Raw genomic sequence first — 23,761 nt, forward strand, 5'->3', positions numbered from 1 at the left:
CAAGCAGTTTTGCAGGGATTTTGCGGGGACATATGGTCGCAACGGCCAATTTTGCGGTTTTGCCGATCGTCATTTTTATGACGGCGAAGATTAGACGGCGCTTTCAAACGGTTGAAAGGGTTCTGTGAGCGGGATATCGCGCAAAGGCGGATATAACGCTGTTTTCGGCGCGTTCCGGGTCGCAGGGTGCGGCTATAGGCAAAATTTTTTTTCAGAAAAATGACAATAATCCCGAAAAAAGTGAAAAGGCCCGCCGGTTCGGGCGGGCCTTGCTGCATCTGGCCTGTGGCCGAAGATCAGTCTGCGGCGAGGAATTCCGCGCAATAGCTCGGGCCGTTGACGCCGGGGCGGTCGGAAACCGTGCGCACGGCGGTAATCTTGTAATCGCTGGAAACGACGAGCTGCACCGTGCAGGAGAGCGAAGCGGTGCGGGCGGGCGAGATCTGGCGACCCTTCTTGCCATCCTTGCCTTCTTCGAACCTGGCCGGAATGGTGGCCTTTCTGTAGCCCCCGCGCCAGTTATAGACGGTGGAGCTGCCGGTTTCCGTATCGCTGAGCGGCGGGCCGAATTTTGCGAAGAAAATGCCTGCGGACTGGCCGACCCAGCGGGTCTCAACGGGGCTCTTCTGGGTGAAAGAGGGAGTGGAGCCGCCCGTGGAAGTGGTGCAGGCCGAGAGCGCAATGGCAAACGCTGCAAGCGTTACGCTGCGAGATAGCATGGTGAAATGTCCTTTGTGCCGTGTCCGGCTTCCCGCCGGTCATTCCGTTCCCCTAGCAGATTTGGAGACGGCGGGCAGGGGAGGTGTGCTGCTCGATGAAAATTTCCTGCCACAATTGCTTTTTTGTAACGTTTTGAGGCCTTCCATCCGGTGCCACAGGCCCCTGGCAGGGTTGTTTCAACAGATGGGAAAAACTTGTCACAAAAAATGCAATAAGCCGCTTGTCGAATGCCGGAGGCTGGTCTATAGAAGCGCCGCTGGTCACGGAGTGTAGCGCAGTCTGGTAGCGCACCACGTTCGGGACGTGGGGGTCGGAGGTTCGAATCCTCTCACTCCGACCAGCTTGAAGCCCAATAGATACAGCGGCTTGCAACTCATCCCGAAAATTCCAAGATCGAAATCTCGCACCGGAACCGGACCTGTGAAAACCTGTGCCGGCTGGACTGCATTCGCCGCTCGCGTCTGAAAATCAGGGCGCAGATGCGAATAACTGCATTCAGATCGCCGTTCTTCAACCGGTATGCGTTTTGGGAGAGAGTGTTTCTTTCCACATCCCTCACGGATGCGAATCGTCGCCGTCAGACAGCAGATGGATCGCTTCGCCGGGCTTTTGTTGTCGCCACCGGGCACCCCAACAAAAGAGGCCCGTCGCTCCGCCAAGCGCCAGGCCTCAATGTCGCGGCCTGTTTCAGGGGACGCGCGACAGGAATCGTCTTAGAAGCCTCAATTCTTCTTCACAATCCAAGAAGTTATCCATCACCGTCATGAGCCCTGAATTTCAGGGGCATCCTCGCGATCAACTTATCGCGATCAAAAAGAGGCCCGCTGCTTTTTCAAACAACGAGCCTCTGTTGGGCCGCTTGGCGGAGCGACCGCATGCAAATTCGTCTTTCGTGCATGAACGTCGAATGAACAAACAGCTTTTATGCCGCCGAGAAACAACCCGTAAAAATCAGGAGAGCGGCATGGATCGGAAAGCCGCCTCAGCCGTTATCTAACCATACAACAATGGAGGATAGCATGCTGAAGGGTATCGCATTGTGGGCTATGGGCGTTCCGATCTTCGTGATCATTCTGCTTTATATGTTCGTATTCTAAGCCATCCGCAGTCTCTGACACGGAATGGGCCCTGCAACGAAAAAGGCGACCGGTTTGACGGTCGCCTTTTGTTTGTTTGAGGGGGCGTGTCAGCCCAGATCGCCGATCAGCCGCGCGGCCGTTGCGCCGTCCGTGCGGCGGATGTCGATCTCGTCGCGGTGCTTGGCGAGGAGTTCGCTGGCCAGCAGCTTTTCGGCAAGATCGGCGGGCAGCGAGAGAATGACCCGGTCGCCCTTTTCTTCCGTCGCACCGACGCTGCGCTTGCCGGCGATCATGCCGCCCGCAACCGTGTTGTTGGTGTCGGGATCGATCAGAATGAAGGACCCGGTCGAGCGGTTCTGTTCATAGGGATCGAAGATCGCCGTCTCGTCGAAGGAAAGCCGCACCTTGCCGATGGCGTTCATCGGCAGCGAGGTTTCATGCGCCTGCCATTCGCCTTCCTTCAGGTTCAGCTGGCTGACGGGCTGCACGCTGACGCGCTGACGGCGGCTGCCGCTTTTCAGCCAGTAGCGCTTGCCTGCCTCGATGCCGCCAGGCTGCAACGCCACGATCTGGGCATCGAAGGCAAGGCCGGTCTGCGGCTGCGCCTCGATGGAGACGATCATGTCGCCGCGCGACACATCCACCTGACGGTCGAGGACGAGCGTGACCGCATCACCCGCGACGGCGGCGTTGCGCACCAGATCGAAGGTGACGATCTGCTTGACGTTCGCGACCATGCCGGAAGGCAGGACGACAACGCTGTCACCCGGCTTTACCGAACCGCCGGCAACCGTGCCCTGATAGCCACGGAAGCTTTCACCGGGGCGCGAGACGCGCTGTACGGGCAGGCGGAAGCCGCCGGATTGCGCGGAGCGCACCGTGGCAAGCTCCAGCGTCTCCACCAGCGTCGGGCCTTCATACCAGGGCATGGAGGCCTTGCCGGAGAGAACGACGTTTTCACCCTTCAGCGCCGACATCGGAATGGCGGTGATCTGCTTGATGCCGAGATTGGACGCGAAATCGCGGAATTCATGGGCGATCAGCTCGAAACCGGCCTTGTCGTAATGCGTCAGGTCGATCTTGTTGACGGCCAGCACGAATTGCCGGATGCCCATCAGCGCCGCAATGGTGGCGTGGCGGCGTGTCTGTTCCAGAATGCCGGTGCGCGCATCGACGAGCAGCACGGCGAGATCGGCGGTTGAAGCGCCGGTCGCCATGTTGCGGGTATATTGCTCATGGCCGGGCGTGTCGGCCACGATGAAGGCGCGCCGGTCGGTGGCGAAATAACGATAGGCGACATCGATGGTGATGCCCTGTTCGCGCTCCGCCTGAAGACCGTCAAGCAGCAGCGCGAAATCGGGCAGGCCGAGATCGTTCTGCTTGCCGCTGTCGCGGTGCAGGGTGGCGGCCTGGTCTTCCTTGACGGCCTTGGTGTCCCAAAGAAGACGGCCGATCAGGGTCGACTTGCCGTCATCGACGCTGCCGCAGGTGATGAGACGTAAGGGGCGCGTATCTCGCGCCGCCTTCGAATGCTCGGCAAAGGGCAGAATGGTTGCGGAAGAGGGGGTGTTGGCGGCGGCAGTGCTCATCAGAAATACCCCTCGCGCTTCTTCTTCTCCATCGAGCCGGACTGGTCGCGGTCAATCGCGCGGCCCTGCCGTTCGGAAACGGTGGCGATTTCGAGTTCCGCGATGACTTCCTGAAGCGTCGCCGCCTCGGACCGGATCGCGCCGGTCAGCGGGAAGCAGCCGAGCGTGCGGAAGCGGATCGAGCCATGCTTGATCTCTTCGCCGGGCAGCAGTTCCAGCCGCTCGTCTTCGGCAAGGATCATCATACCGTCGCGTTCGACATAGGGGCGCTCGGCGGCGTAATAGAGCGGCACCAGCGGAATGTTTTCCGCCTCGATGTAACGCCAGATGTCCACTTCGGTCCAGTTGGAGAGCGGGAAGGCGCGCACGCTTTCGCCCTTGCGGACCATGCCGTTGTAGATGTTCCACAGTTCCGGGCGCTGGTTGCGCGGGTCCCATTTATGGTCGGGCGTGCGGAAGGAGTAGATGCGTTCCTTGGCGCGGCTCGCCTCCTCATCGCGGCGCGCGCCGCCGAAGGCTGCATCGAACTGGCCGGCATCGAGCGCCTGGCGCAGCGCTTCGGTCTTCATGATGTCGGTGTAAAGCGCCGAACCGTGGGTGAAGGGCGTTACGTTTTCACTCGCACCGCGCGGGTTGGTGTAGGAAATCAGATCGAGATCGTATTCCTTGACGATATTGTCGCGGAATTCGATCATTTCCTTGAACTTCCAGCCGGTATTGACGTGCAGCAGCGGGAAGGGAATGCGGCCGGGGAAAAACGCCTTGCGCGCGAGATGCAGCAGCACGGATGAATCCTTGCCGATGGAATAGAGCATCACGGGCTTGTCGAATTCGGCGGCGACTTCGCGGAAAATATGAATAGCTTCGTTTTCAAGCGCCTTCAGATGGGGATCGAGCGGCGGCTTGGATGCGACAGTATTCTTGCTGTCCGTCTCGTGGACTGCGTTGGACATTGTGAACTCCGGGAATGTACTGAATGATTATCGTTGCGGGATGGCGGAAACGGCGGATGTCTGCTCCGCACCGGCGACGTGAAGACCGCATTCGCGCTTCTCGTCGTTTTCCCACCACCATCGTCCGGCGCGCTCAGGCTCGCCGGGCTTGATGGCGCGCGTACACGGCTCGCAGCCAATGGAGGGGTAACCGCGCTGATGCAACGGATTGACGGGAATGTTCTCCTTGGCGACATGCGCCCGGATGAGGTCGATGTCCCAGTCAGCCAGGGGATTGATCTTGATGAGATTGCGCTCCGCATCGAACTCGGCGAAAGGCGTCGTGGCGCGATTGCCCGACTGGCCGCGTCTGAGGCCGGTGATCCAGAAGGCGGCGCCTTCCAGCGCCTTGCCGAGCGGGATCAGCTTTCTGACATGACAGCAGGCGTGACGGGCTTCGACGCTTTCGTAAAAACCGTTCAGACCGTATTTTTCGGCGTAAGCGTCGATATCGTCCTGTTCCGGGCGGAAGCGGCGGATTTCGATGCCGAAACGCTCTTCGGTCTCATCGATGAGATCGACGGTTTCCTTGAACAGCCGTCCGGTTTCGAGCGTCACGACGTCGATCGGCAGGCGATGCGTGCCGATGGCGGCCGTAATGACCTGATCCTCGATGCCGAGGCTGGTGGTGAAGACCACCCGCCCGCCGAGGCCGGCGATAAACGAAAGCCGACCCGCCAGATCGAGCCCGGCAAGCGTGGCATCGAGGGAAGCGGCATCGGCAGAGGCATTTGCTGAATTGATCGTCATTGTCACGTCCGGGATTTCCATGGCCGATTATTGTTGAAATCCGGCCTCTGGAACAGAAATGACAGTCTTTGTGCGCTGCACTTGAGAGCAAAAATGCCTCACGCGCGCAGGGTATGAGCAAAAGATACCCGTTCACCTTCTTCGCAGCTTGGATTTGAATTGTGACAACTTCTGCGCTAAGCCGGAATTGCCGGGTTTCCGGGCTTGTGGTCTACTGGTTTTACGATGATTTCGCAGAAGGCAAAATATGCGCTGAGGGCGCTCCTTTCGCTGGCCAAGGCCGACGGGGCCTGTCCTGTGCAGATTTCCGACATCGCCCGCGAACAGGCCATTCCGAAAAAGTTTCTGGAACAGATCCTTCTCGAAATGAAGAAGGAACGCCTTGTCGAAAGCCGGCGCGGCAAGCAGGGCGGTTATCTCTTGGCGCGCCCGGCCGCGGATATCACCTTCGGCGAGGTGCTGCGCCTCATCGACGGGCCGCTTGCCCCCTTGCCCTGCCTGTCGCAGACCGCCTATCGCCGCTGCGAGGATTGCGACGGCGAGAAGCAGTGCGAGATCCGCCACGTGCTTGCCCGCGTGGCCGATGCCACCCGCAACATCCTTTTCAACACCACCATCGCCGATGCCGTGGCGGGTGTCGAAGTGCCCGAGCTTTTGACGGCCTGACGAAAAAATCGTCTAAAACCCCATAATATTTTTCGCCGCCAGCGCAAAAAATCGTCAAAAATGTGAAACGGTTTTGCATTCAGCAAAGTTTTACACGACGCTTGTTGCGCCTTTCGCTTATGCTGCGCTGTATTTGTTGCCTGGGAAAACGCTCTCGGGAAACACTTTTTCGATCGTATTCGGCCTCATTGACCAACTCTACTCAACCGGTAGAGTTAAGCCATCGCAATCAGGAGGGAATACCGATGTCCAAGCTTCTGTCCGGTTTGAGCGTTGTTGCGCTTAGCCTCTCACTGGCACTTGGCGCAGCTGGCTCGGCCGCCGCGCAGACCAAGCTGCTCAACGTGTCCTACGATCCGACCCGTGAACTCTACAAGGACTTTAACGAAGCCTTCGCCAAGAAGTGGAAGGCCGATACCGGCGAGGACGTCACCATCCAGCAGTCGCATGGCGGCTCCGGCAAGCAGGCGCGTTCGGTCATCGACGGTCTGGAGGCGGATGTGGTGACGCTGGCGCTGCAGAGCGATATCGACGCCATCGTTCAGAACTCCGGCAAGATCAACAAGGACTGGCGCACCCGCCTGCCGCATAATTCCTCGCCTTACACCTCGACCATCGTCTTCCTGGTTCGCAAGGGTAACCCCAAGGGCATCCATAATTGGGGCGATCTGGTGAAGGGCGACGTGCAGATCGTGACGCCGAACCCGAAGACTTCTGGCGGCGCGCGCTGGAACTATCTGGCGGCCTGGGCCTGGGCCAATGAAGAATTCAAGGGCGACAAGGACAAGATCAAGGCCTATGTCGGCGAGCTCTACAAGCGCGCCCCGGTTCTCGACACCGGCGCCCGTGGCTCCACGGTCACCTTCGCCCAGCGCCAGATCGGCGATGTGCTGCTCGCGTGGGAAAACGAAGCCTATCTCGCCGGTCAGGAATTCGGCGCTGACGCCTTCGATATCGTCGTGCCGCCGATCTCGATCCTTGCCGAACCGCCGGTCGCCGTGGTGGACGCCAATGTCGACGCCAAGGGCACGCGCAAGGCGGCGGAAGCCTATCTGCAATATCTCTATTCCGACGAGGGCCAGAATATTGCGGCGAAGCACTTTTACCGCCCGTCCAACCCGGCCGTGGTCTCCAAGGATCTGCTCAAGCAGCTGCCCGACATCAAGCTCGTCACCATCGACGACCCGCAATTTGGCGGTTGGGCCAAGGCGCAGCCCGAACATTTTGGTGACGGCGGCATCTTCGACCAGATTTACAAGCCCGCAAAGTAAGCGGATGATAGGCTGAAAAGCGATCGTCCGTCCGCTGGGACAAGCGAAACGAAAAACCGATCGACCGGACACAGTGCCGGTCGATACTTTATAATAAGCGCCGGGGAACACCGGCTCCCAGAGAGCATTTCCAGGAAAAGTGGACCCCGGTTTCCTGTCCGGAAATGCGCCAAACTAAAGATTATCCGGAGCCTTGATGAGCAATAATACTTCCGGAAACAGGTGGAAATGGCGGCAGTCGAGCGTCATACCGGGCTTCGGCCTGACGCTTGGTTACACAGTGACCTATCTGTTTCTCATCATTCTTATTCCGCTTGGCGGCCTTGTCTGGTCCACGGCGAAACTGGGTTTTTCAGATTTCATTGCGATTGCCACGGATAGCCGCACGCTGAATGCGCTGCGTGTCAGTTTCGGAACGGCATTTCTTGCCGCGCTGGTCAACGCGGTCTTCGGCGTCATCGTCGCCTGGGTGCTGACGCGTTACCGTTTTCCCGGTCGCCGCTTCGTCGATGCCATCGTCGATCTGCCTTTCGCCCTGCCAACGGCGGTCGCCGGTATCGCGCTGACCACGCTTTACGCCAATCGCGGCTGGGTCGGTTCGCTGTTCGAACCCTTCGGCATCAAGATCGCCTTTACGCCGACCGGCATCGTCATCGCGCTGATTTTCATCGGCCTGCCCTTTGTTGTGCGCACCGTGCAGCCGGTCATGGAAGAAATCGACCGGCAGGTGGAGGAGGTGGCGGCAACACTCGGCGCCAACCGTTTCCAGACCATCACCCGCGTTCTGCTGCCGAGCCTCACGCCCGCCATCCTCACGGGTTTTGCGCTCGCCTTCGCGCGTGGTGTGGGCGAATATGGCTCGGTCATCTTCATCGCCGGCAATATTCCGTATGTCTCGGAAATCGCGCCGCTTCTCATCGTCATCCGGCTGGAAGAATTCAATTATGCGGCCGCGACCGGCATCGCCACCATCATGCTGATCATCTCGTTTGCCATGCTGTTCCTCATCAATCTCATTCAGGCCTGGAGCCGCAAGAGGTACGGTTATGTCTGAGACCGCTTCCCGTACGTCCCCCCGGCCGTTCCGCGACCCCGCCAGCGAGAGCTTTCCCGCCCGGCTGGCGTTGATCGCGATTGCCTTCGTGTTCCTCGCCGCCTTTCTGGTTCTGCCGCTGGTCTCGGTCTTCTTCGAAGCCTTCCGCAAGGGCACGGAAAGCTTCTGGGAGGCGATTGTCGAGCCGGATGCACTCTCCGCCATTCGCCTGACGCTGCTCGTCGCCGCCATTTCCGTGCCGCTCAACCTCATCTTCGGGGTGATGGCCGCCTGGGCGATTGCGAAGTTCGAGTTCAAGGGCAAGGCATTCCTGATTACGCTCATCGACCTGCCGTTCTCGATCTCGCCGGTCATATCGGGCCTCGTCTATGTCATCCTGTTCTCATCCCACAGCGTGCTGGGGCCATGGCTGAAGAGCTACGGCATCGAGATCCTCTTCGCCGTGCCGGGCATCGTGCTCGCCACCATCTTCGTCACCTTTCCCTTCGTCGCGCGCGAACTGATCCCGCTGATGCAGGATCAGGGCAATGGCGACGAGGAGGCGGCGATTTCGCTTGGCGCTTCCGGCTGGCAGACCTTCTGGTACGTCACGCTGCCCAACATCAAATGGGGCCTGCTTTACGGGGTGCTGCTCTGCAACGCCCGCGCCATGGGTGAATTCGGCGCCGTCTCGGTGGTCTCGGGCCATATTCGCGGTGAGACCAACACCATGCCGCTGCATGTCGAGATACTCTATAATGAGTACAATATGGGCGCGGCCTTTGCCGTGGCGACGCTGCTCGCCGGTCTCGCGCTCGTCACGCTCATTCTCAAAACCATTCTCGAAATACGCTTTGGCGCGGGCAACGCAGCCGGCAAGCATTGAAAGGCATCTTCATGGAAGTGAAAGTTTCCGGCATCACCAAGCAGTTCGACCGCTTTCCGGCGCTGAACGATGTGTCGCTCGACATTCGTTCCGGCGAGCTGATCGCGCTGCTCGGTCCTTCCGGCTCCGGCAAGACGACGCTGCTGCGTCTCATCGCCGGTCTCGAACAGCCGACGCAGGGGCAAATCTTCTTCGGCGACGAGGATGCGTCCCACCGCACGGTGCAGGAGCGCAATGTCGGTTTCGTGTTCCAGCATTACGCCCTGTTCCGCCATATGACGGTGGCCGACAATATCGCTTTCGGCCTCAAGGTGCGCCCCTCCGCCAACCGCCCGCCGAAAGCCGAGATCCGCAAACGCGTATCCGAACTTCTCGACATGGTGCATCTCTCCGGCCTCGAAAAGCGCTATCCGACCCAGCTCTCCGGTGGCCAGCGCCAGCGCGTGGCGCTCGCCCGCGCCGTCGCCATCGAGCCAAAGGTCCTGCTTCTCGATGAACCTTTCGGCGCGCTGGATGCCAAGGTGCGCAAGGAACTGCGCCGCTGGCTGCGCGAATTCCACGACCGCACCGGCCACACCACCGTTTTCGTCACCCACGATCAGGAAGAGGCGCTGGAACTGGCCGACCGCGTCGTCGTCATGAGCCAGGGCAAGATCGAACAGGTCGGCACGGCGGATGACGTCTACGACACGCCCAACTCCCCCTTTGTCTTCTCCTTCATCGGCGAATCTTCCAGCCTGCCGGTGACGATCCGCGACGGCCACGTGCTGTTCCAGGGCGAAAGCATCGGCATCGATGAAAGCGGTTCTGGCGAGGGTGAGCTTTTCTTCCGCCCCGAAGATGTGGCGCTGACGGAAGAAAAAGACGCGCTTTACGGCAAGGTCACCACCTGTCGCCGCCTTGCCGGCACCCGCATCGCCGAAATCGACATCGCCAATAACGGCCATGAGCCCTATCACCTCGAAATCGAAGTGCCGCTCAACGCCGCCGTGGCGGTAGGCGCGGAGCTGCGCTTCCGGCCGACGCGGTGGAAGGTTTTCGGGAAAAAATAAGGGAGAGGTGACCGCAATTGACGGTCGCTGATCCGGCGCGCGCTCCCCAGTTCTCCGTCATACCGGCCTTGAGCCGGTATCCAGCCAGCCCAAGTCTTTGGGCTGAAAGGAGTCCTCTCGCGCGCAGACTCGCGCTAGCTGGATGCCGGGTCAAGCCCGGCATGACGGAAGAGGCGTGTCGCGAGTAGTGTCGAGCACCGAGCTTGCCGCACCGGCACCCGAGGCGCAGATTTCCCCAATCGTCGAAGAAATAAGCAAAAACGGAAAAGGGCCGCCTAAGCGACCCTTCCATGAGTTTGGTCCTGTTTACAGACCCGGGACTGTTTCTCAACGTTCCGAAGGCAGAAGAGGTTTTACAACGAGGGCTGCCCCGTCGAAAACACACCCTTTCCATTGCCTGCACCAGAGACCGAAATCTCACTAGACATTGGATCACCTCCTTCCGATACGTTGAACATAACTAGAAGGTAGTACGATTCGTCAGTAATGCAAGTTCTTCTCCTGAAATTGCTCACTGCCTCCTAATCGCTTGCCAAAATAAACTTGACTTAAGTTCTCATGTTAAATAAGTATTTATCAATATTTTTTTGGAGGTTGCGCGAGGTATATTCGTGTTTTTTACTATTAAAATAAACCACATTAGAATACTTCTCTATTTATCGTCCATGTTTTCTATTATTCCCAGCGTAAGTTACGCTCAATAAGTGCCGCGAGAGCAGGATGGATTGGGATTTGCGCTCGAAGAGCTGCTGACGGACAAGGGTAAGCTACGTCTCGATGTCGGTGTGACCTATAATGCCAAGTCTGGCGACGATATCTCTGCTGCTTATCAAACAATTGAAACGGGAGCTGGAGAATTTGTATCCGTTCCAGTCAATGTCGGATTAGGCAAACGGGAAGCGGACATTGCGATAGGCACCGTAAGCGCGCTTTACGGGTTGACATCGAAAACGGAGCTATTTGCTCGCACATCGTTGTACACCGCGAATATCCGGATGTCGGGTGGCATTATCGATTTCAGTAAAAATGAAACAAATTCCGGATTTCTCAATCTGGCCCTCGGTGTAAATCAGAGATTTATTGAGGAAGGTAAATATCCGGGCCTTATTGGATTTATTGATGTAACGGCTGCAGAAAAAGCGGATTCAGCAGGTTCGACCGTAGTGTTTGGAAAGTCAGTTGCCATCGGTCTGACTGCTTACAAAACCTTGGACCCGGTCGTCTTGTCGTTTACCGCCGGCTTTCGACCGTCTCTTTCTCGCTCTGTCAATGGCGACGACATCAACCCCGGCGACACCGTTTTCGTTAATCCAAGCATCGCTTTTGCAGTCAACAATGAATTGACCCTGACAGGTGGACTCTCTCTCCGCTTTCAAGGGGCAGACGAAGTCAACGGCAAATCCCGCTCGGTCCGTCAAACACGAGGCGAACTGGAATTCGGGGTGGCCTATGCTGTGAATCAGACAACGACATTTAGAGCCAATGCCCAAGCCGAAGTCGTTGGTCAGAACGGACTTACCCTTGGCGCTTCTATTGCCAAAAAATTTGGTGGAGCAACGCCTTAACCCAGAAAGGAGCAGTAGAATGAAGTTTATTGCGCATGCCTTATTGCTATTTATTTCGCTTGTAGCCGCGCCAGCGATGGCTGATAAACTTAATGCAACCGATATTCAGTTTGCATTCGGTGGGGTTCACGCTACGGCCAAAGAATCTCGTTCTCTGAAGCCCGTAAAGATCAAGTCAGAGGCGGCCCAGAAGCGAATTCAGTCCTTTGAAGTAGTTTCTGCGACTCCGCTTTCGCAAAAGGAAATGAAGGAAACCGAGGGCTCTGCATTTAAATTGCTCAGTCCGGGCGGCGGTGGAAGGATATGCGGCGTTATTTGCGGTGGCTATGGCTTCCGAATGGACTATCGAGCCAATCCATCCCCGACGATGCGACATTTTCACTTGGGAGCTATTTCTAGCCGCGATTGGGGCGGGCACCGACCATGGAACGCTCCTTGGCGGACATACTGACAGTAACACTTGGAGCAATTTACGTGTGGGATGACGAAAGTTCCGCACCTTAAAGAATAATCTCCCGGTTCCACCGGGAGCCTTTCTAACTTACGGAGGTAAATATGCGCGTAGTGAAGTCAATCGCACCGGAGTACTTCGACGAAGTCCGAAAAATGCTTATGGAAACGAAAGATCAATGGAGAATAGTTATAAAAAAAAATAGTGAGAAAATTCTGCCTATCGAAAAAAAATTCATAGACGAGATAGTTGATAAAGATCTTTGGGGAGAGATTCCAACTGTCATAGCGACTAAAGGAACCCCTGAAGTTCCCGTCAATTACAGAGAATATCTGGAGAAGAATGCACAAGATACATTATTGTTCAGATACGACGATGATAGTTTCATCCTCGTAGCCAATCCGGATGACGATATAGCTCGCAGATTTCCCCTTGCCGACGCGAGTTGGTACTATTCAAAATGATAAAATTTGAGAGTTTGGCGATTGCAGTAATTGGATTTATTGCAATCGTCTCTAATCCGATGTCGAGGGTTGTCGCTGCCGATATTGGCAACCCGCAATATGGGGGACGAATAAATGTAACGTCCTGGAAAGCGCTAAGGGACTTTAAGGTCGTAAAGCAAGAGCTGGACTATTCTTGCGGGGCAGCATCTCTGGCTACAGTTTTTAATAGTTTCTACGGTATGGCTACTACCGAAAAAGAGCTTCTTGATTCCATAGGCAAGGACGGTAAGGCATCTTTTGAAGATATGGCGGCGGTGGCTCCTCAATACGGGTTCAAAGGCGCTGGTTTGGCCCTGTCGTTTCAAGATTTGAAACAATTGAAAATACCCGCTATCGCATATCTCAAATATCGGGGAGAGGAACATTTCACCGTTATTCGAGGCATACGCCTGGATGGGGTGGTAAATCTGGGTGACCCGTCTTGGGGGAACCGTCAACTTACAGAGCATCAGTTTCGCAGCATGTGGGAAACCCGCGAGGACCCCAAAGCACGTGGGAAAATCCTTTTGCTAGTTCCATTGAACATACAAACCACGAAAATAAACGAGACTTTTTTCAGCCCCCCAAAAGGCTGGCGGCTTGCTTTAGAAACTATCCCTTTGTCACCATAGAAACATTTGCGCCCTTACATCGGCACCTCCGGGCGCGAGGCAGGTTGGACGCTCTTGTGTTTTTAGATGCATCGATAACCTCACGACACCCGCATCACGATCTTGCCGATATGGCTGCTGCTTTCCATCAGCCGGTGCGCTTCCACGACCTCATCCAGCGTGAAGACCCGGTTGATGACAGGTGCCAGCTGACCGCTTTCAATGAGTGGCCAGACCTCTGCGACGAGGTCGTCGCGGATGGCGCGTTTTTCGTCGGCCGTGCGGGGGCGCATGGTGGACCCAGTGACGGTAAGGCGTTTGACCATGATGGGGGTGAGGTTGACCTTTTCGGCCACGGCGCCGCCCAGAAAGGCGATGATGGACAGGCAACCGTCCTTTGCGAGTGCCGAAAGGTTCTTTTCGAAATAGGCCGCACCGATCATGTCGAGAACGACATCGACGCCCTTGCCATCGGTTTCAGTCTTGATAACGGCGGCGAAATCTTCCTCGCGATAGTTGATCGCCCGTCTGGCGCCGAGCTTCACGCAGGCCTCGCATTTTTCCGCTGAGCCCGCCGTCGCATAGACTTCCGCGCCGAAAGCCCTGGCGAGCTGGATCGACGTCGTGCCGATGCCGCTGGTACCGCCGTGGATGAGGACGCTTTCCCCTTCGGTGAGGCCTGCCATCTGGAAGAGGTTGGCCCAGACGGTGAAGAAGGTTTCCGGCAAAGCCGCGGCTTTGACGGCGTCGTAGCCCTTGGGGAAGGGCAGGGCCTGCCCGGCCGGCACGGTGCAATATTGCGCATAACCGCCGCCATTGGCGAGCGCGCAGACTTTGTCGCCCAACTTGAATTCGGTAACGCCTTCACCCAGAGCAACCACCTCGCCGGCGATTTCAAGGCCGAGGATCGGGCTTGCATCCTTCGGCGGCGGATAGGTGCCCTGCCGCTGCGCCACATCCGGCCGGTTGACGCCCGCCGCCTCGACCTTCACCAGAACCTCGCCTTTCGCGGGCTTCGGCAAAGGCGCTTGCGAAAGCCGCATCACCTCCGGGCCGCCATGGGAGGGAAGGTCGATGAAGCGCATTGTTTCGGGCAGGGTCTTGGTGTCGGGCATGGCCAGGGGCAACTCCTCACGTGTCGACGTCGCCTGAAGATGTAGGTCAGATGCGCCGCTTAGGGAAGGAGGCCGTTTGTCACGAGTGTCAATTTGTCTCGCCGAAGACCCGGACGACGAGACCGCCTTCGTTTTCCTTCGCAGCCGCCTTCACGCCAGCGATCTCGCTGCCGATCCGCTCGGGATTGGCGATGATCAGCCCTTTCGGCAAGGTCAGAACGCCGATGGAGCAGCGCAGCAGCGCGAAGTCCCGCTCATTGCCGTGGCGGTCCTGGCCCTTCATGCAGCCGGCGGCGCGGTCCTCGTCCGAATAGAGTTCGGCGACGTCGTCGTGAAAATCGCTGAGCAGTCGCTCGAGGATTTCCGTCAGCTCTTCCACCGTCCAGTCGCGCACGCCGATGAAGAAGTCGTCGCCGCCAATATGGCCGAGGAAACAATCGCCGGCAAAAAAGTAACGGCGCATCAGCGCCGAAAACAGGGTGATGGCGTGGTCGCCGGCGTTGAAGCCGTATTTGTCGTTGAAGGGTTTGAAATTATCGAAGTCGCAATAGCAGAAGAAGCGCGCCTCGTCGCCATCGCTGCAACGGTCGGCAATGAAACCGCCAATCGCGCGGTTGCCGGGCAGCGCCGTCAGTGGGTTCTGATCCTGCGCCATCTTCAGCTGTTTTTCATTGATGACCTTGATGAGCGAAGCGGCGGAAACGATGCCGGCGTAACGCATGTTTTCGGTGAGGATGATGCAGGCGCTGCCGCCCATGCTGGCGAACATGTTCATCAATTGGTCGGCATCGGCATCGAGACCGACAATCGGCGCGGGATCGACGAAGTGGGAAATGGTGCGCTCGTAGATCTTGTTCTTGAGCAGGTCACGGCCGAAGGGCCGGTAGATATATTCCTTAAGGTGATATTCGTTGATGACGCCGCGCGGTTCGCCATTGGCGTTGAGAACCGGGAAAAACGCCTGCTGCGGATTTCTGCGGAACAGTTCGAAGACGCTGTCGACGCTGTCATGCTCGAAGACGGTCGGAAGACGCTCGATTTCGCGGCGAATGAGAATCTCATCCAGCGTCTGGCTGCTGCGCCGCGCCACGCCCATGCGGTTGATGTGGGGAAAGCTCTCCGGCAGCTCGCTGGTGAAGACCGTGGGCCTCGCGATCAGCCAGCCCTGCACCAGATCGACGCCGAATTCGCGGCAGGTCAGAAACTCCGCCTCCGTTTCGATGCCTTCTGCAATGACCCTGACGCCAAGAACATGGGCGATGTTGACGATGTTGCGGACAAGGTGCTGCTTGCGCGGCAATTGGTCGACTCCGGTGATGAAATGCCGGTCTATCTTCAGGTAATCCAGCGGAAAATCGCACAGCAGCTTCATCTCGCCATGGCCGGCGCCGAAATCGTCGATGGCCAGCTTGAAGCCTTCCTTGCGCATGCGGGCAATCAGCGCCGTGAATTCCGGCACGCTGGTATTGTCGAAACGTTCGGAAAGCTCAAAGCAGATGGAGGAGGCGGGAATGCCGGCCCGCGCCAGATGGCCGACGAGCTTGTCGAGAATCGCGTCGCCATGCGGGATCAGCCGCACATCCAGATTGAGGAACAGGGTGGCGGAGGAGAAATCGCGCAGGGTGGAAAATTTCGCCAGCGCCCGGCTCGCCAGCATCTGCTCGAAGGCCTTCAGTTCGCCATCGGCGGCAGCTTGGTCGAGAAGCGCCAGCGGATTGGAAAAACCGAGCCGGTCATGGCCGCGCATCAGCGATTCATAACCGAAAATCGTGCCTGTCGTCGCCTCGACAATCGGCTGAAACGCTGTTTCGAGCACCAGTTTCGCCATGGGAAACATGTGCCCGGAGGCAAAACGCCTTATGACATCGTTCTCCAGCGTGACGGCCTGCATATGTCTCTCCGCTCATGTTCTTACGCCCGGTATTAAATCCTTGGGCGCCCATTATTTTTGGGCAAACAATTGCAGATCACAGGTCAACAAAAGCTTTCACCACTGTGAAGCTTTCGTGAACCTTTTATAACAACCCCTTGGATATTAAAGGTTGTTGCGCGGCGGTTCAGGCCCTTCGCGCATGTCCGGTGTGTGCGGCGTAAAGGTCCGCAACGTTGAGCCGCTCCCGGTCCGCATCCGCCGCTGGTCTTGAAGCCGCTCCGTGCGCGGTGGAGGCCGCCCACAGGCGCAGGGCCTCACGAACGACCTCACTGCCGGAAGCATAGGCTCCGCAATTCACGGCCTCACGCATCCTTGCTGCCTGTTCCGGGGAAATCGATACTGTTACCATTGGCATGATATCACTCCCTTCTTTAAACGCTGCGATCGGTCCTTCGATGTCCGGTTTACGGATCGGGCGCCGTCGTGGTCTAGGCGGGCGTTTTTATCGTCTTTCGTCTGGCGCCGCTTCCAGCGAAATTTGTATCATCAGCGATATTAGCACGAAACGCATTCCATTCCCAATTCGCAGTATATCACGGTTTAGTTTTTCCCCCGTGAACCGGGCGGCAGCATGGGGCTCGCCGCGCTGGCCGATGCCTGCGAAACTATCACTGTCCGTCGGCGGAAAATATGATCCATCGCAAATCAGCGACATAAAATGGCGCGTTTTTTATTGATTGATCGATCAATCAAGAATATTTTGCGACCATTAAGGAGACGCTTATGCCCAAGATCGGAATGGAGCCTCTGCGCCGCAAGGCGCTGGTGGATGCGGCGCTTCGCACCATAGGCCACCATGGTTCGCTGAATGTGACGATGTCGGATATCGCCCGGGAGGCGGGCGTGTCGGCGGCGCTCGCGCATCATTATTTCGGCAGCAAGCAGCAGCTTCTGCTGGAAACCATTCGCAGCCTGCTGCGCGATCTCAGGCGGGATGCGGTCGCGGCTTTGACCCGCGCTTCCGGCCCGCGCGAAAGGCTGAGCGCCATCGTGCATGTCTCCTTCCAGAGCGACCAGTTCACGCCCGAAACGGTGGCGGCGTGGCTCGCCTTTTATGTCGAGGCGCAGCGCTCGGAAGAAACCCGCCGCCTGCTCGTGCTCTATTCGCGCCGCCTGCGCTCCAACCTCATGGCAAGCCTCAACCGGCTCTGCCCGCCGGACGATGCCGCGCGCATCGCGGAGGGCGCGGCCGCCCTGATTGACGGGCTTTATATTCGCCACAGCCTGCGCTCTGCCCCGCTCGGCCTTGCCTCCGCACCGGCGCTTGTAGAGGATTATTTCGACATGCAGCTCAAATCATTTCCCGATGGACAGCGCCCAAAGCCGTCCATCCGCGTTCTTTAAGGAGACTTCGACATGACCATCGCGACGCCGCTGAAGGCGCAGCCGAAAGCCTCGCATTTCATCGACGGGGACTATGTCGAAGACACGACCGGCACGCCGTTCGAGAGCATCTTCCCGGCCACCGGCGAGGTGATCGCGCGGCTGCATGCGGCAACACCCGCCATCGTCGAGCGCGCCATCGCCTCGGCCAAACGTGCGCAGAAGGAATGGGCGGCGATGAGCCCGATGGCGCGCGGCCGCATCCTCAAACGCGCCGCCGATATAATGCGCGAGCGCAACGATGCGTTGTCCACGCTGGAGACGCTGGATACCGGCAAGCCCATTCAGGAAACCATCGTCGCTGACCCGACCTCCGGCGCGGATGCCTTCGAATTTTTCGGCGGCATCGCCCCTTCCGCGCTGAACGGCGATTACATCCCCCTCGGCGGCGATTTTGCCTATACCAAGCGCGTGCCGCTCGGCGTCTGCGTCGGCATCGGCGCGTGGAACTATCCGCAGCAGATCGCCTGCTGGAAGGCCGCGCCTGCGCTGGTCGCCGGCAATGCCATGGTCTTCAAGCCTTCGGAAAACACCCCGCTCGGCGCCTTGAAGATCGCCGAAATCCTCATCGAAGCCGGCCTGCCCAAAGGCCTGTTCAACGTCATCCAGGGGGATCGCGATACCGGCCCGCTGCTCGTTAACCACCCGGATGTAGCCAAGGTCTCGCTTACCGGCTCAGTCCCGACCGGCCGCAAGGTGGCCGCCGCCGCTGCCGGGCATCTGAAGCACGTGACCATGGAACTCGGCGGCAAGTCGCCGCTGATCGTCTTCGACGACGCCGATATCGAAAGCGCTGTCGGCGGGGCCATGCTCGGCAACTTCTATTCCTCCGGCCAGGTCTGCTCCAACGGCACCCGCGTCTTCGTGCAGAAAAAGGCGAAGGAGCGTTTCCTCGACAATCTGAAGCGCCGCACGGAGGCGATGATCCTCGGCGATCCGCTCGACTACGCCACCCATCTCGGCCCGCTGGTCTCCAGGGCCCAGCAGGAGAAGGTACTTTCCTATATCGAAAAGGGTAAGGCAGAGGGCGCGACGCTCATCACCGGCGGCGGCATTCCCAACAACGTCTCGGGCGAGGGCGCTTATGTGCAGCCGACCGTCTTCGCCGATGTGACCGACGACATGACCATCGCCCGCGAGGAAATCTTCGGGCCTGTCATGTGCGTGCTGGATTTCGACGATGAAGACGAGGTTCTTACCCGCGCCAACGCCACCGAATTCGGTCTCGCCGGCGGCGTCTTCACCGCCGATCTCGCCCGCGCCCATCGCGTGGTCGACCAGCTGGAAGCGGGCACGCTGTGGATCAATACGTATAATCTCTGCCCGGTCGAAATCCCCTTCGGCGGTTCCAAGCAATCTGGCTTCGGGCGAGAGAATTCGGCGGCTGCGCTGGAGCATTATAGTGAGTTGAAGACGGTTTATGTGAGCACGGGGAAGGTGGACGCGCCTTATTGAAGCGTGGCGGGTGGGGCTTACCCCCCTCTGTCCTGCCGGACATCTCCCCCTCAAGGGGGGAGATCGATATGCGGCGAGGTCGCGCCCATCTCAACGTCAGCGAATGAAGCGGCGGTAGCGCCGCTTGCCGATCTCCCCCCTTGAGGGGGAGATGCCCGGCAGGGCAGAGGGGGGTGAAACCCCAGCCGCATACGGTCATCGGAACCAACGCTCATCGGAGAGAGCAGATCATGCAAGCAGATTACGTCATCGTCGGTTCGGGTTCCGCAGGCTCCGCCATCGCCTATCGCCTGTCGGAAGACGGCCGCTATTCGGTGATCGTCATCGAGGCCGGCGGTTCGGATTTCGGCCCCTTCATCCAGATGCCGGCCGCACTCGCATGGCCGATGAGCATGAAGCGCTATAATTGGGGCTATCTCTCCGAGCCCGAGCCGAACCTCGACAATCGCCGCATCACGGCCCCGCGCGGCAAGGTTATCGGCGGTTCGTCCTCCATCAACGGCCTCGTTTACGTGCGCGGCCATGCTGAGGATTTCAACCGCTGGGAAGAGCTTGGCGCGCATGGCTGGGCCTATGCGGATGTGCTGCCTTACTTCAAGCGCATGGAACACAGCCATGGCGGCGAAGAAGGCTGGCGCGGCACGGACGGGCCGCTGCATGTGCAGCGCGGCCCGGTCAACAATCCGCTGTTCCACGCCTTCATTCAGGCGGGCGCTGAGGCCGGTTTCGAACTGACCGACGATTACAACGGCTCCAAGCAGGAGGGGTTCGGCCTGATGGAGCAGACCATCCACAATGGCCGTCGCTGGTCCGCCGCGAATGCCTATCTCAAACCGGCGCTGAAGCGCGGCAATGTCACGCTGGTCAACGGTTTCGCCCGCAAGATCGTCATCGAGAATGGCCGCGCGGTTGGCGTCGAGATCGAGCGCAAGGGCGTGGTGGAAACCATTACGGCCAATCGCGAGGTCATCGTCTCGGCATCCTCCTTCAATTCGCCGAAACTGCTGATGCTCTCAGGCATCGGCCCCGCCGCGCACCTGAAAGACATGGGCATCGAGGTGAAGGCGGATCGCCCGGGCGTGGGCGAGAACCTTCAGGACCATATGGAGTTTTATTTCCAGCAGGTCTCCACCAAGCCGGTCTCGCTTTATTCCTGGCTGCCATGGTTCTGGCAGGGCGTGGCGGGTGCGCAATGGCTGCTGTCGAAAGGCGGGCTTGGCGCTTCCAACCAGTTCGAGGCCTGTGCTTTCCTGCGCTCAGCAGCCGGTCTGAAGCAGCCTGACATCCAGTATCATTTCCTGCCCGTTGCCATTTCCTATGATGGCAAAGCGGCGGCGAAAAGCCATGGTTTTCAGGTGCATGTAGGTTACAACCTGTCGAAATCGCGCGGGAATGTTACCTTGCGTTCCGCAGACCCACATGACGACCCGGTCATCCGCTTCAACTATATGAGCCACCCGGAAGACTGGGAAAAATTCCGCCATTGCGTGCGCCTGACGCGCGATATCTTCAGCCAGAAAGCCTTTGACGATTTTCGCGGACCGGAAATCCAGCCCGGCGAAAATGTGGAGACGGATGAGGAGATCGACGCCTTTTTGCGGGAACATCTGGAAAGCGCCTATCACCCCTGCGGCACCTGCCGCATGGGCGACAGGGACGACCCGATGGCCGTCGTCGATCCCGAATGCCGGGTGATTGGCGTCGAGGGTTTGCGGGTGGCGGACAGCTCGATCTTCCCGCATGTGACCTATGGCAACCTCAACGGCCCATCGATCATGACCGGCGAAAAGGCGGCGGACCACATTCTCGGCAAAACCCCGCTGCCGCGCTCCAATCAGGAACCGTGGGTAAACCCGCGCGCGGCCGTGAGCGACCGGTAAGGATCAATGGTAATCGTCCTCGCGCTGGTGGCGGACGGCGGCAATGGTGACGGTTTTCGGGCCATCAATGCGGAACAGCACGATATAGCCTGATGAACCGAACGGTATGAGGAGTTCGCGTATCAGGCTGTTTTCCGGGGATGCCTTGCGGCAGCTGAAAGGAAAATCGCCGAGAATCTCCAGTCCTGCTCTTATGGCGCGGATCGCTTTCTCAGCCACGTCGATGTCGTAGGCGATCAGAAAATCATAGATGCGATCAAAATCAGCCAAGGCTTCTTCGGTATAGCGAAGCTCATACGTCATTTCCGCTTCGCGGCTTTCGCAGCATCAAGTTTCTTTTGCATCATCGAAAGAACATCGTCGGTGCTATAATAAACGCCGGTGCGCTCCGCTTCTTCGAGTGACGCCAGCCCGCGCGCAATGAATTCCGCCTGGGATTTACGGATTTCCACCTGCCTGCGCACGGACTCTTCAACGAAGGAAGAAAGCGTCTCGCCTTCCTTCAGCACGCTTTCAGCAGCCTCGCGAAAATCCGCCGTCACCCGCAGCGAAGGGATCGTTGCCGTTTTCATGTCTACGTCTCCGTGCGTTGCAATTGCGATGCAAAGAATGCGCCGATAGGGGCGACCTGTCAAATGCAAAACCTTGCAATCGAGCCCAGGGAGGCAGATAAACGGGCATCCCGCCCGAGAAACAATACCAAAATCACCGATCTGGACCGCCATGCCCGTCGACTACAAAAAGCTGAAGATGCTCCGCCGTTCCCGTGTTGTGTGGGGTTCGTGGCGGGTGTGGAGGCCGAGGGCGGTTTTCTGGATTGGCGCGATTGCCGTTGGCCTTATCAGCGTCGGGTTTGCGTGGGCGGCGGATCGGGCCCAGCACCTTTTCTTTGCGGCGACATCATCGGGCGAATGGGCGTTTCTGCTGCCGCTCATCATCACGCCGCTCGGCTTCACGCTCTGCGCCTGGCTCGCGATCACTGTTTTCCCCAATGCCGGCGGCAGTGGCATTCCGCAGGCCATCGCCGCGCGGCACCTGCGGGAAGATGCGGACCGTTCGCGGCTTCTGTCGCTGAAACTCGCTTTCGGTAAGGTGGTGTTGACGGTGGCCGGGCTTTTGTCCGGCGCCTCCATCGGCCGTGAAGGCCCGACCGTTCAGGTTGGCGCCTCGATCATGCTGCAGGCCGCCCGCTGGGGCGGCATGGCGCAGGCGAAGGGTCTCATTCTCGCTGGCTCGGCGGCGGGCATCGCGGCGGCCTTCAACACGCCGCTCGCTGGCATCGTCTTCGCCATCGAGGAAATGAGCAAGACCTATGAATCCCGCGCCAATGGCCTCGTTCTCACTGCCGTCATCCTGTCGGGCCTCGCTTCGCTGGCGCTGGTCGGCAGCTATACCTATTTCGGCACCAGTTCGGTGATGGCGAAAACGACGATGGACTGGCTACTGGTGCTGGTTTGCGGCATTGGCGGCGGCGCGTTCGGTGCGCTGTTCAGCGCAGGCGCCTTGCGTCTTTCCGCCCGCATCCGGCGCTTCGCCCAGGCCATGCCGCTGAAGCGAATGCTGGCGGTCGCCGCCGCCTGCGGCCTTGCCTCCGCCGTCCTCGGCATCGCGACTGGCGGCGCGACCTTCGGCACCGGTTACGAACAGGCACGCGCGGCAATCGAGGGCGAGGCCGCGCCGGCATTCTTCTTCATCGAAAAACTGGCGGCGACGTTCCTCGCCATGATGTCGGGCATTCCGGGCGGCATTTTCGCGCCGTCGCTGTCGGTGGGCGCGGGTTTCGGCAGCACCATGGCCACCCTGCTCGGCACCAGCATCGGCCTTGGCGCCATCGTCGGCATGGCGGGTTATTTTGCCGGCGTGGTGCAGGCGCCGATGACGGCCTTTGTCATCATTCTTGAAATGACCGGCAATCATGAAGGCGTCATGCCCATCATGGCCGCATCGATGCTCGGGTATCTGACATCGCGGCTTTTCTCCCGCGAGCCGCTTTATCATGGCCTGTCGCGGGTCTTCATCGCCCAGAGCATCCGCGCCCGGCGCGCCGCTCAGGCCAGCGAAACCTAACCGCTTATGCGCGGATGCCCGCCACGCCGAAGTAACCGAGCCCCGGTATCTTTACGCCGGGCCGGCTGAAATCGATGCCGGCGACAAGACCGAGAAAATTGATCTCGAAACCGCTGCGCGCACCCGCCGAAACGCCGAACAGGCCGCCGAGCGAAACGCTTGCATCCTTCCAGTCATCGGCGATGTGATAAAACGCGCCGTCCGGCAGATAGTCGCGGCCGACCGCGTCCGGCGGCAGCACGACGCCGAGCTCGGGCACGCTGCGCAGCACATGCGCGACGAACGTGTTGGAGTTGGGGCCGGGATAGATGCGATAGCCGCCCGGCTTGCCATAGGGGTAATCGGCAATCGCCTTTTCGATCTTCGGGATCAGCTTTTCCGCCTCCGTGCCATGAATGGCCACCACCTGGCGCGGCGTGTTGGAATACCAGAAGGCATCCGCCGCATAACCATTGCGGCGGATCGGCGTGCCCCAGCCCACCTTGTCATAACGGTCATAGCTCGCGGCACCCGGCTTTTTCAGCACGACCCAGGCGTGGCTGGCGACGGAGCCTTTGAAACCGCCGGTCATGGCGGAAAAGACGTAGACGGCGGCTTCGCCGTTGCTGGACGCCGCCGGCAGCATGCCGGAGGACGACCATCTTGCGGCGTTCCAGCCGCGCGGATGGTCTTTCATGGCCCACAGCCCGGCCGATGCCAGCGCGGGAAGCAGATAGATAACGGCAATCGCCAGCAGCAGACGTTTTGCAAATTTCACGAACAGCCCCGTGCATCGAAA

The 23,761-nt window shown here is 58.9% G+C and carries 23 protein-coding genes and 1 tRNA gene; 14 read left to right on the plus strand and 10 right to left on the minus strand.

Features of this window, described 5'->3' with window-relative positions; all coding sequences use genetic code 11:
• Positions 1-296 precede the first annotated feature (296 nt).
• The gene (locus tag ACQZ40_RS08875) at positions 297-719 is read right to left on the minus strand and encodes a hypothetical protein (protein WP_080856053.1); all 423 of its coding nucleotides are present in this window, start codon (positions 717-719) and stop codon (positions 297-299) included.
• Between the two features lie 264 nt (positions 720-983).
• Between ACQZ40_RS08875 and ACQZ40_RS08880 the strand changes: the two genes are divergently transcribed.
• Positions 984-1,060: transfer RNA gene (locus ACQZ40_RS08880), tRNA-Pro, on the plus strand.
• Positions 1,061-1,906: 846 nt separating this feature from the next.
• Here ACQZ40_RS08880 and cysN read toward each other — a convergent pair.
• Genes cysN through ACQZ40_RS08895 form a run of 3 tightly spaced genes read right to left on the minus strand, consistent with a single transcriptional unit; the run spans position 1,907 to position 5,151 of the window.
• Complete coding sequence (gene cysN, locus ACQZ40_RS08885; protein WP_104679335.1) at positions 1,907-3,388, minus strand: sulfate adenylyltransferase subunit CysN; 1,482 nt, start codon at positions 3,386-3,388, stop codon at positions 1,907-1,909.
• Positions 3,388-4,341, minus strand: a complete 954-nt coding sequence (gene cysD / locus ACQZ40_RS08890; protein WP_003520470.1) for a sulfate adenylyltransferase subunit CysD — start codon at positions 4,339-4,341, stop codon at positions 3,388-3,390. Before cysD ends, cysN begins: the two co-directional genes overlap by 1 nt.
• A gap of 27 nt (positions 4,342-4,368) precedes the next feature.
• Entirely contained in the window at positions 4,369-5,151 is a 783-nt protein-coding gene (locus tag ACQZ40_RS08895; protein WP_448747787.1) for a phosphoadenylyl-sulfate reductase, read from the minus strand.
• Between the two features lie 204 nt (positions 5,152-5,355).
• Between ACQZ40_RS08895 and ACQZ40_RS08900 the strand changes: the two genes are divergently transcribed.
• The 9 genes from ACQZ40_RS08900 (at position 5,356) to ACQZ40_RS08940 (ending at position 13,171) form a co-directional block, all read left to right on the plus strand.
• Entirely contained in the window at positions 5,356-5,796 is a 441-nt protein-coding gene (locus ACQZ40_RS08900) for an RrF2 family transcriptional regulator (RefSeq protein ID WP_269828019.1), read from the plus strand.
• A 245-nt stretch (positions 5,797-6,041) separates the two neighbouring features.
• Positions 6,042-7,067 carry a sulfate ABC transporter substrate-binding protein gene (locus ACQZ40_RS08905; protein ID WP_065654285.1) on the plus strand — a complete coding sequence of 342 codons (1,026 nt, stop codon included), beginning with the start codon at positions 6,042-6,044 and terminating at the stop codon, positions 7,065-7,067.
• 196 nt (positions 7,068-7,263) lie between these two features.
• Positions 7,264-8,121, plus strand: coding sequence for a sulfate ABC transporter permease subunit CysT (cysT, locus tag ACQZ40_RS08910; protein WP_003494311.1), 858 nt, complete (start codon positions 7,264-7,266; stop codon positions 8,119-8,121).
• A complete protein-coding gene (cysW, locus tag ACQZ40_RS08915) occupies positions 8,114-8,986 on the plus strand; it encodes a sulfate ABC transporter permease subunit CysW (protein WP_080856056.1) in 873 nt (290 codons plus the stop codon). The genes cysT and cysW overlap by 8 nt, the downstream gene beginning before the upstream one ends.
• 11 nt (positions 8,987-8,997) lie before the next feature.
• On the plus strand, positions 8,998-10,038 hold the full coding sequence (locus tag ACQZ40_RS08920; protein WP_448747788.1) for a sulfate/molybdate ABC transporter ATP-binding protein: 1,041 nt from the start codon (positions 8,998-9,000) through the stop codon (positions 10,036-10,038).
• A gap of 725 nt (positions 10,039-10,763) precedes the next feature.
• Positions 10,764-11,603 carry a transporter gene (locus tag ACQZ40_RS08925; protein ID WP_448747789.1) on the plus strand — a complete coding sequence of 280 codons (840 nt, stop codon included), beginning with the start codon at positions 10,764-10,766 and terminating at the stop codon, positions 11,601-11,603.
• A gap of 19 nt (positions 11,604-11,622) precedes the next feature.
• Positions 11,623-12,054 carry a hypothetical protein gene (locus ACQZ40_RS08930; protein WP_448747790.1) on the plus strand — a complete coding sequence of 144 codons (432 nt, stop codon included), beginning with the start codon at positions 11,623-11,625 and terminating at the stop codon, positions 12,052-12,054.
• A 104-nt stretch (positions 12,055-12,158) separates the two neighbouring features.
• A complete protein-coding gene (locus ACQZ40_RS08935) occupies positions 12,159-12,518 on the plus strand; it encodes a hypothetical protein (protein ID WP_271045831.1) in 360 nt (119 codons plus the stop codon).
• Complete coding sequence (locus ACQZ40_RS08940) at positions 12,515-13,171, plus strand: C39 family peptidase (RefSeq protein WP_448747791.1); 657 nt, start codon at positions 12,515-12,517, stop codon at positions 13,169-13,171. The genes ACQZ40_RS08935 and ACQZ40_RS08940 overlap by 4 nt, the downstream gene beginning before the upstream one ends.
• An 80-nt stretch (positions 13,172-13,251) precedes the next feature.
• Here the strand turns inward: ACQZ40_RS08940 and ACQZ40_RS08945 are convergent, their stop codons facing one another.
• From ACQZ40_RS08945 to ACQZ40_RS08955, 3 genes are all read right to left on the minus strand, one after another.
• The gene (locus ACQZ40_RS08945) at positions 13,252-14,265 is read right to left on the minus strand and encodes an NAD(P)H-quinone oxidoreductase (protein ID WP_448747792.1); all 1,014 of its coding nucleotides are present in this window, start codon (positions 14,263-14,265) and stop codon (positions 13,252-13,254) included.
• Positions 14,266-14,353: 88 nt separating this feature from the next.
• Positions 14,354-16,156, minus strand: coding sequence for a GGDEF domain-containing protein (locus ACQZ40_RS08950; protein ID WP_448747793.1), 1,803 nt, complete (start codon positions 16,154-16,156; stop codon positions 14,354-14,356).
• Between the two features lie 166 nt (positions 16,157-16,322).
• Entirely contained in the window at positions 16,323-16,553 is a 231-nt protein-coding gene (locus tag ACQZ40_RS08955; RefSeq protein ID WP_078051127.1) for a ribbon-helix-helix domain-containing protein, read from the minus strand.
• Positions 16,554-16,921: 368 nt separating this feature from the next.
• On the opposite strand from ACQZ40_RS08955, the gene betI reads away from it, so the two are divergent.
• The 3 genes from betI (at position 16,922) to betA (ending at position 20,916) form a co-directional block, all read left to right on the plus strand.
• Entirely contained in the window at positions 16,922-17,542 is a 621-nt protein-coding gene (gene betI / locus ACQZ40_RS08960; protein WP_065654279.1) for a transcriptional regulator BetI, read from the plus strand.
• Positions 17,543-17,572: 30 nt separating this feature from the next.
• On the plus strand, positions 17,573-19,036 hold the full coding sequence (gene betB / locus ACQZ40_RS08965) for a betaine-aldehyde dehydrogenase (RefSeq protein ID WP_185740721.1): 1,464 nt from the start codon (positions 17,573-17,575) through the stop codon (positions 19,034-19,036).
• Between the two features lie 230 nt (positions 19,037-19,266).
• Positions 19,267-20,916: a choline dehydrogenase gene (betA, locus tag ACQZ40_RS08970; RefSeq protein WP_065654278.1), complete on the plus strand. Its 1,650-nt coding sequence runs from the start codon at positions 19,267-19,269 to the stop codon at positions 20,914-20,916.
• 3 nt (positions 20,917-20,919) lie between these two features.
• Here betA and ACQZ40_RS08975 read toward each other — a convergent pair whose 3' ends face one another.
• Positions 20,920-21,219: a type II toxin-antitoxin system RelE/ParE family toxin gene (locus ACQZ40_RS08975; RefSeq protein WP_125144693.1), complete on the minus strand. Its 300-nt coding sequence runs from the start codon at positions 21,217-21,219 to the stop codon at positions 20,920-20,922.
• A complete protein-coding gene (locus ACQZ40_RS08980; protein ID WP_065654276.1) occupies positions 21,216-21,488 on the minus strand; it encodes a YlcI/YnfO family protein in 273 nt (90 codons plus the stop codon). The genes ACQZ40_RS08975 and ACQZ40_RS08980 overlap by 4 nt, the downstream gene beginning before the upstream one ends.
• 151 nt (positions 21,489-21,639) lie before the next feature.
• On the opposite strand from ACQZ40_RS08980, the gene ACQZ40_RS08985 reads away from it, so the two are divergent.
• Positions 21,640-22,983, plus strand: coding sequence for a chloride channel protein (locus ACQZ40_RS08985; RefSeq protein WP_448747794.1), 1,344 nt, complete (start codon positions 21,640-21,642; stop codon positions 22,981-22,983).
• A 4-nt stretch (positions 22,984-22,987) separates the two neighbouring features.
• On the opposite strand, the gene ACQZ40_RS08990 is transcribed toward ACQZ40_RS08985, so the two are convergent.
• Positions 22,988-23,740: a DUF3750 domain-containing protein gene (locus ACQZ40_RS08990; RefSeq protein ID WP_448747795.1), complete on the minus strand. Its 753-nt coding sequence runs from the start codon at positions 23,738-23,740 to the stop codon at positions 22,988-22,990.
• Positions 23,741-23,761: the final 21 nt, after the last annotated feature.

The organism is Agrobacterium sp. 16-172Ci, assembly GCF_053522725.1.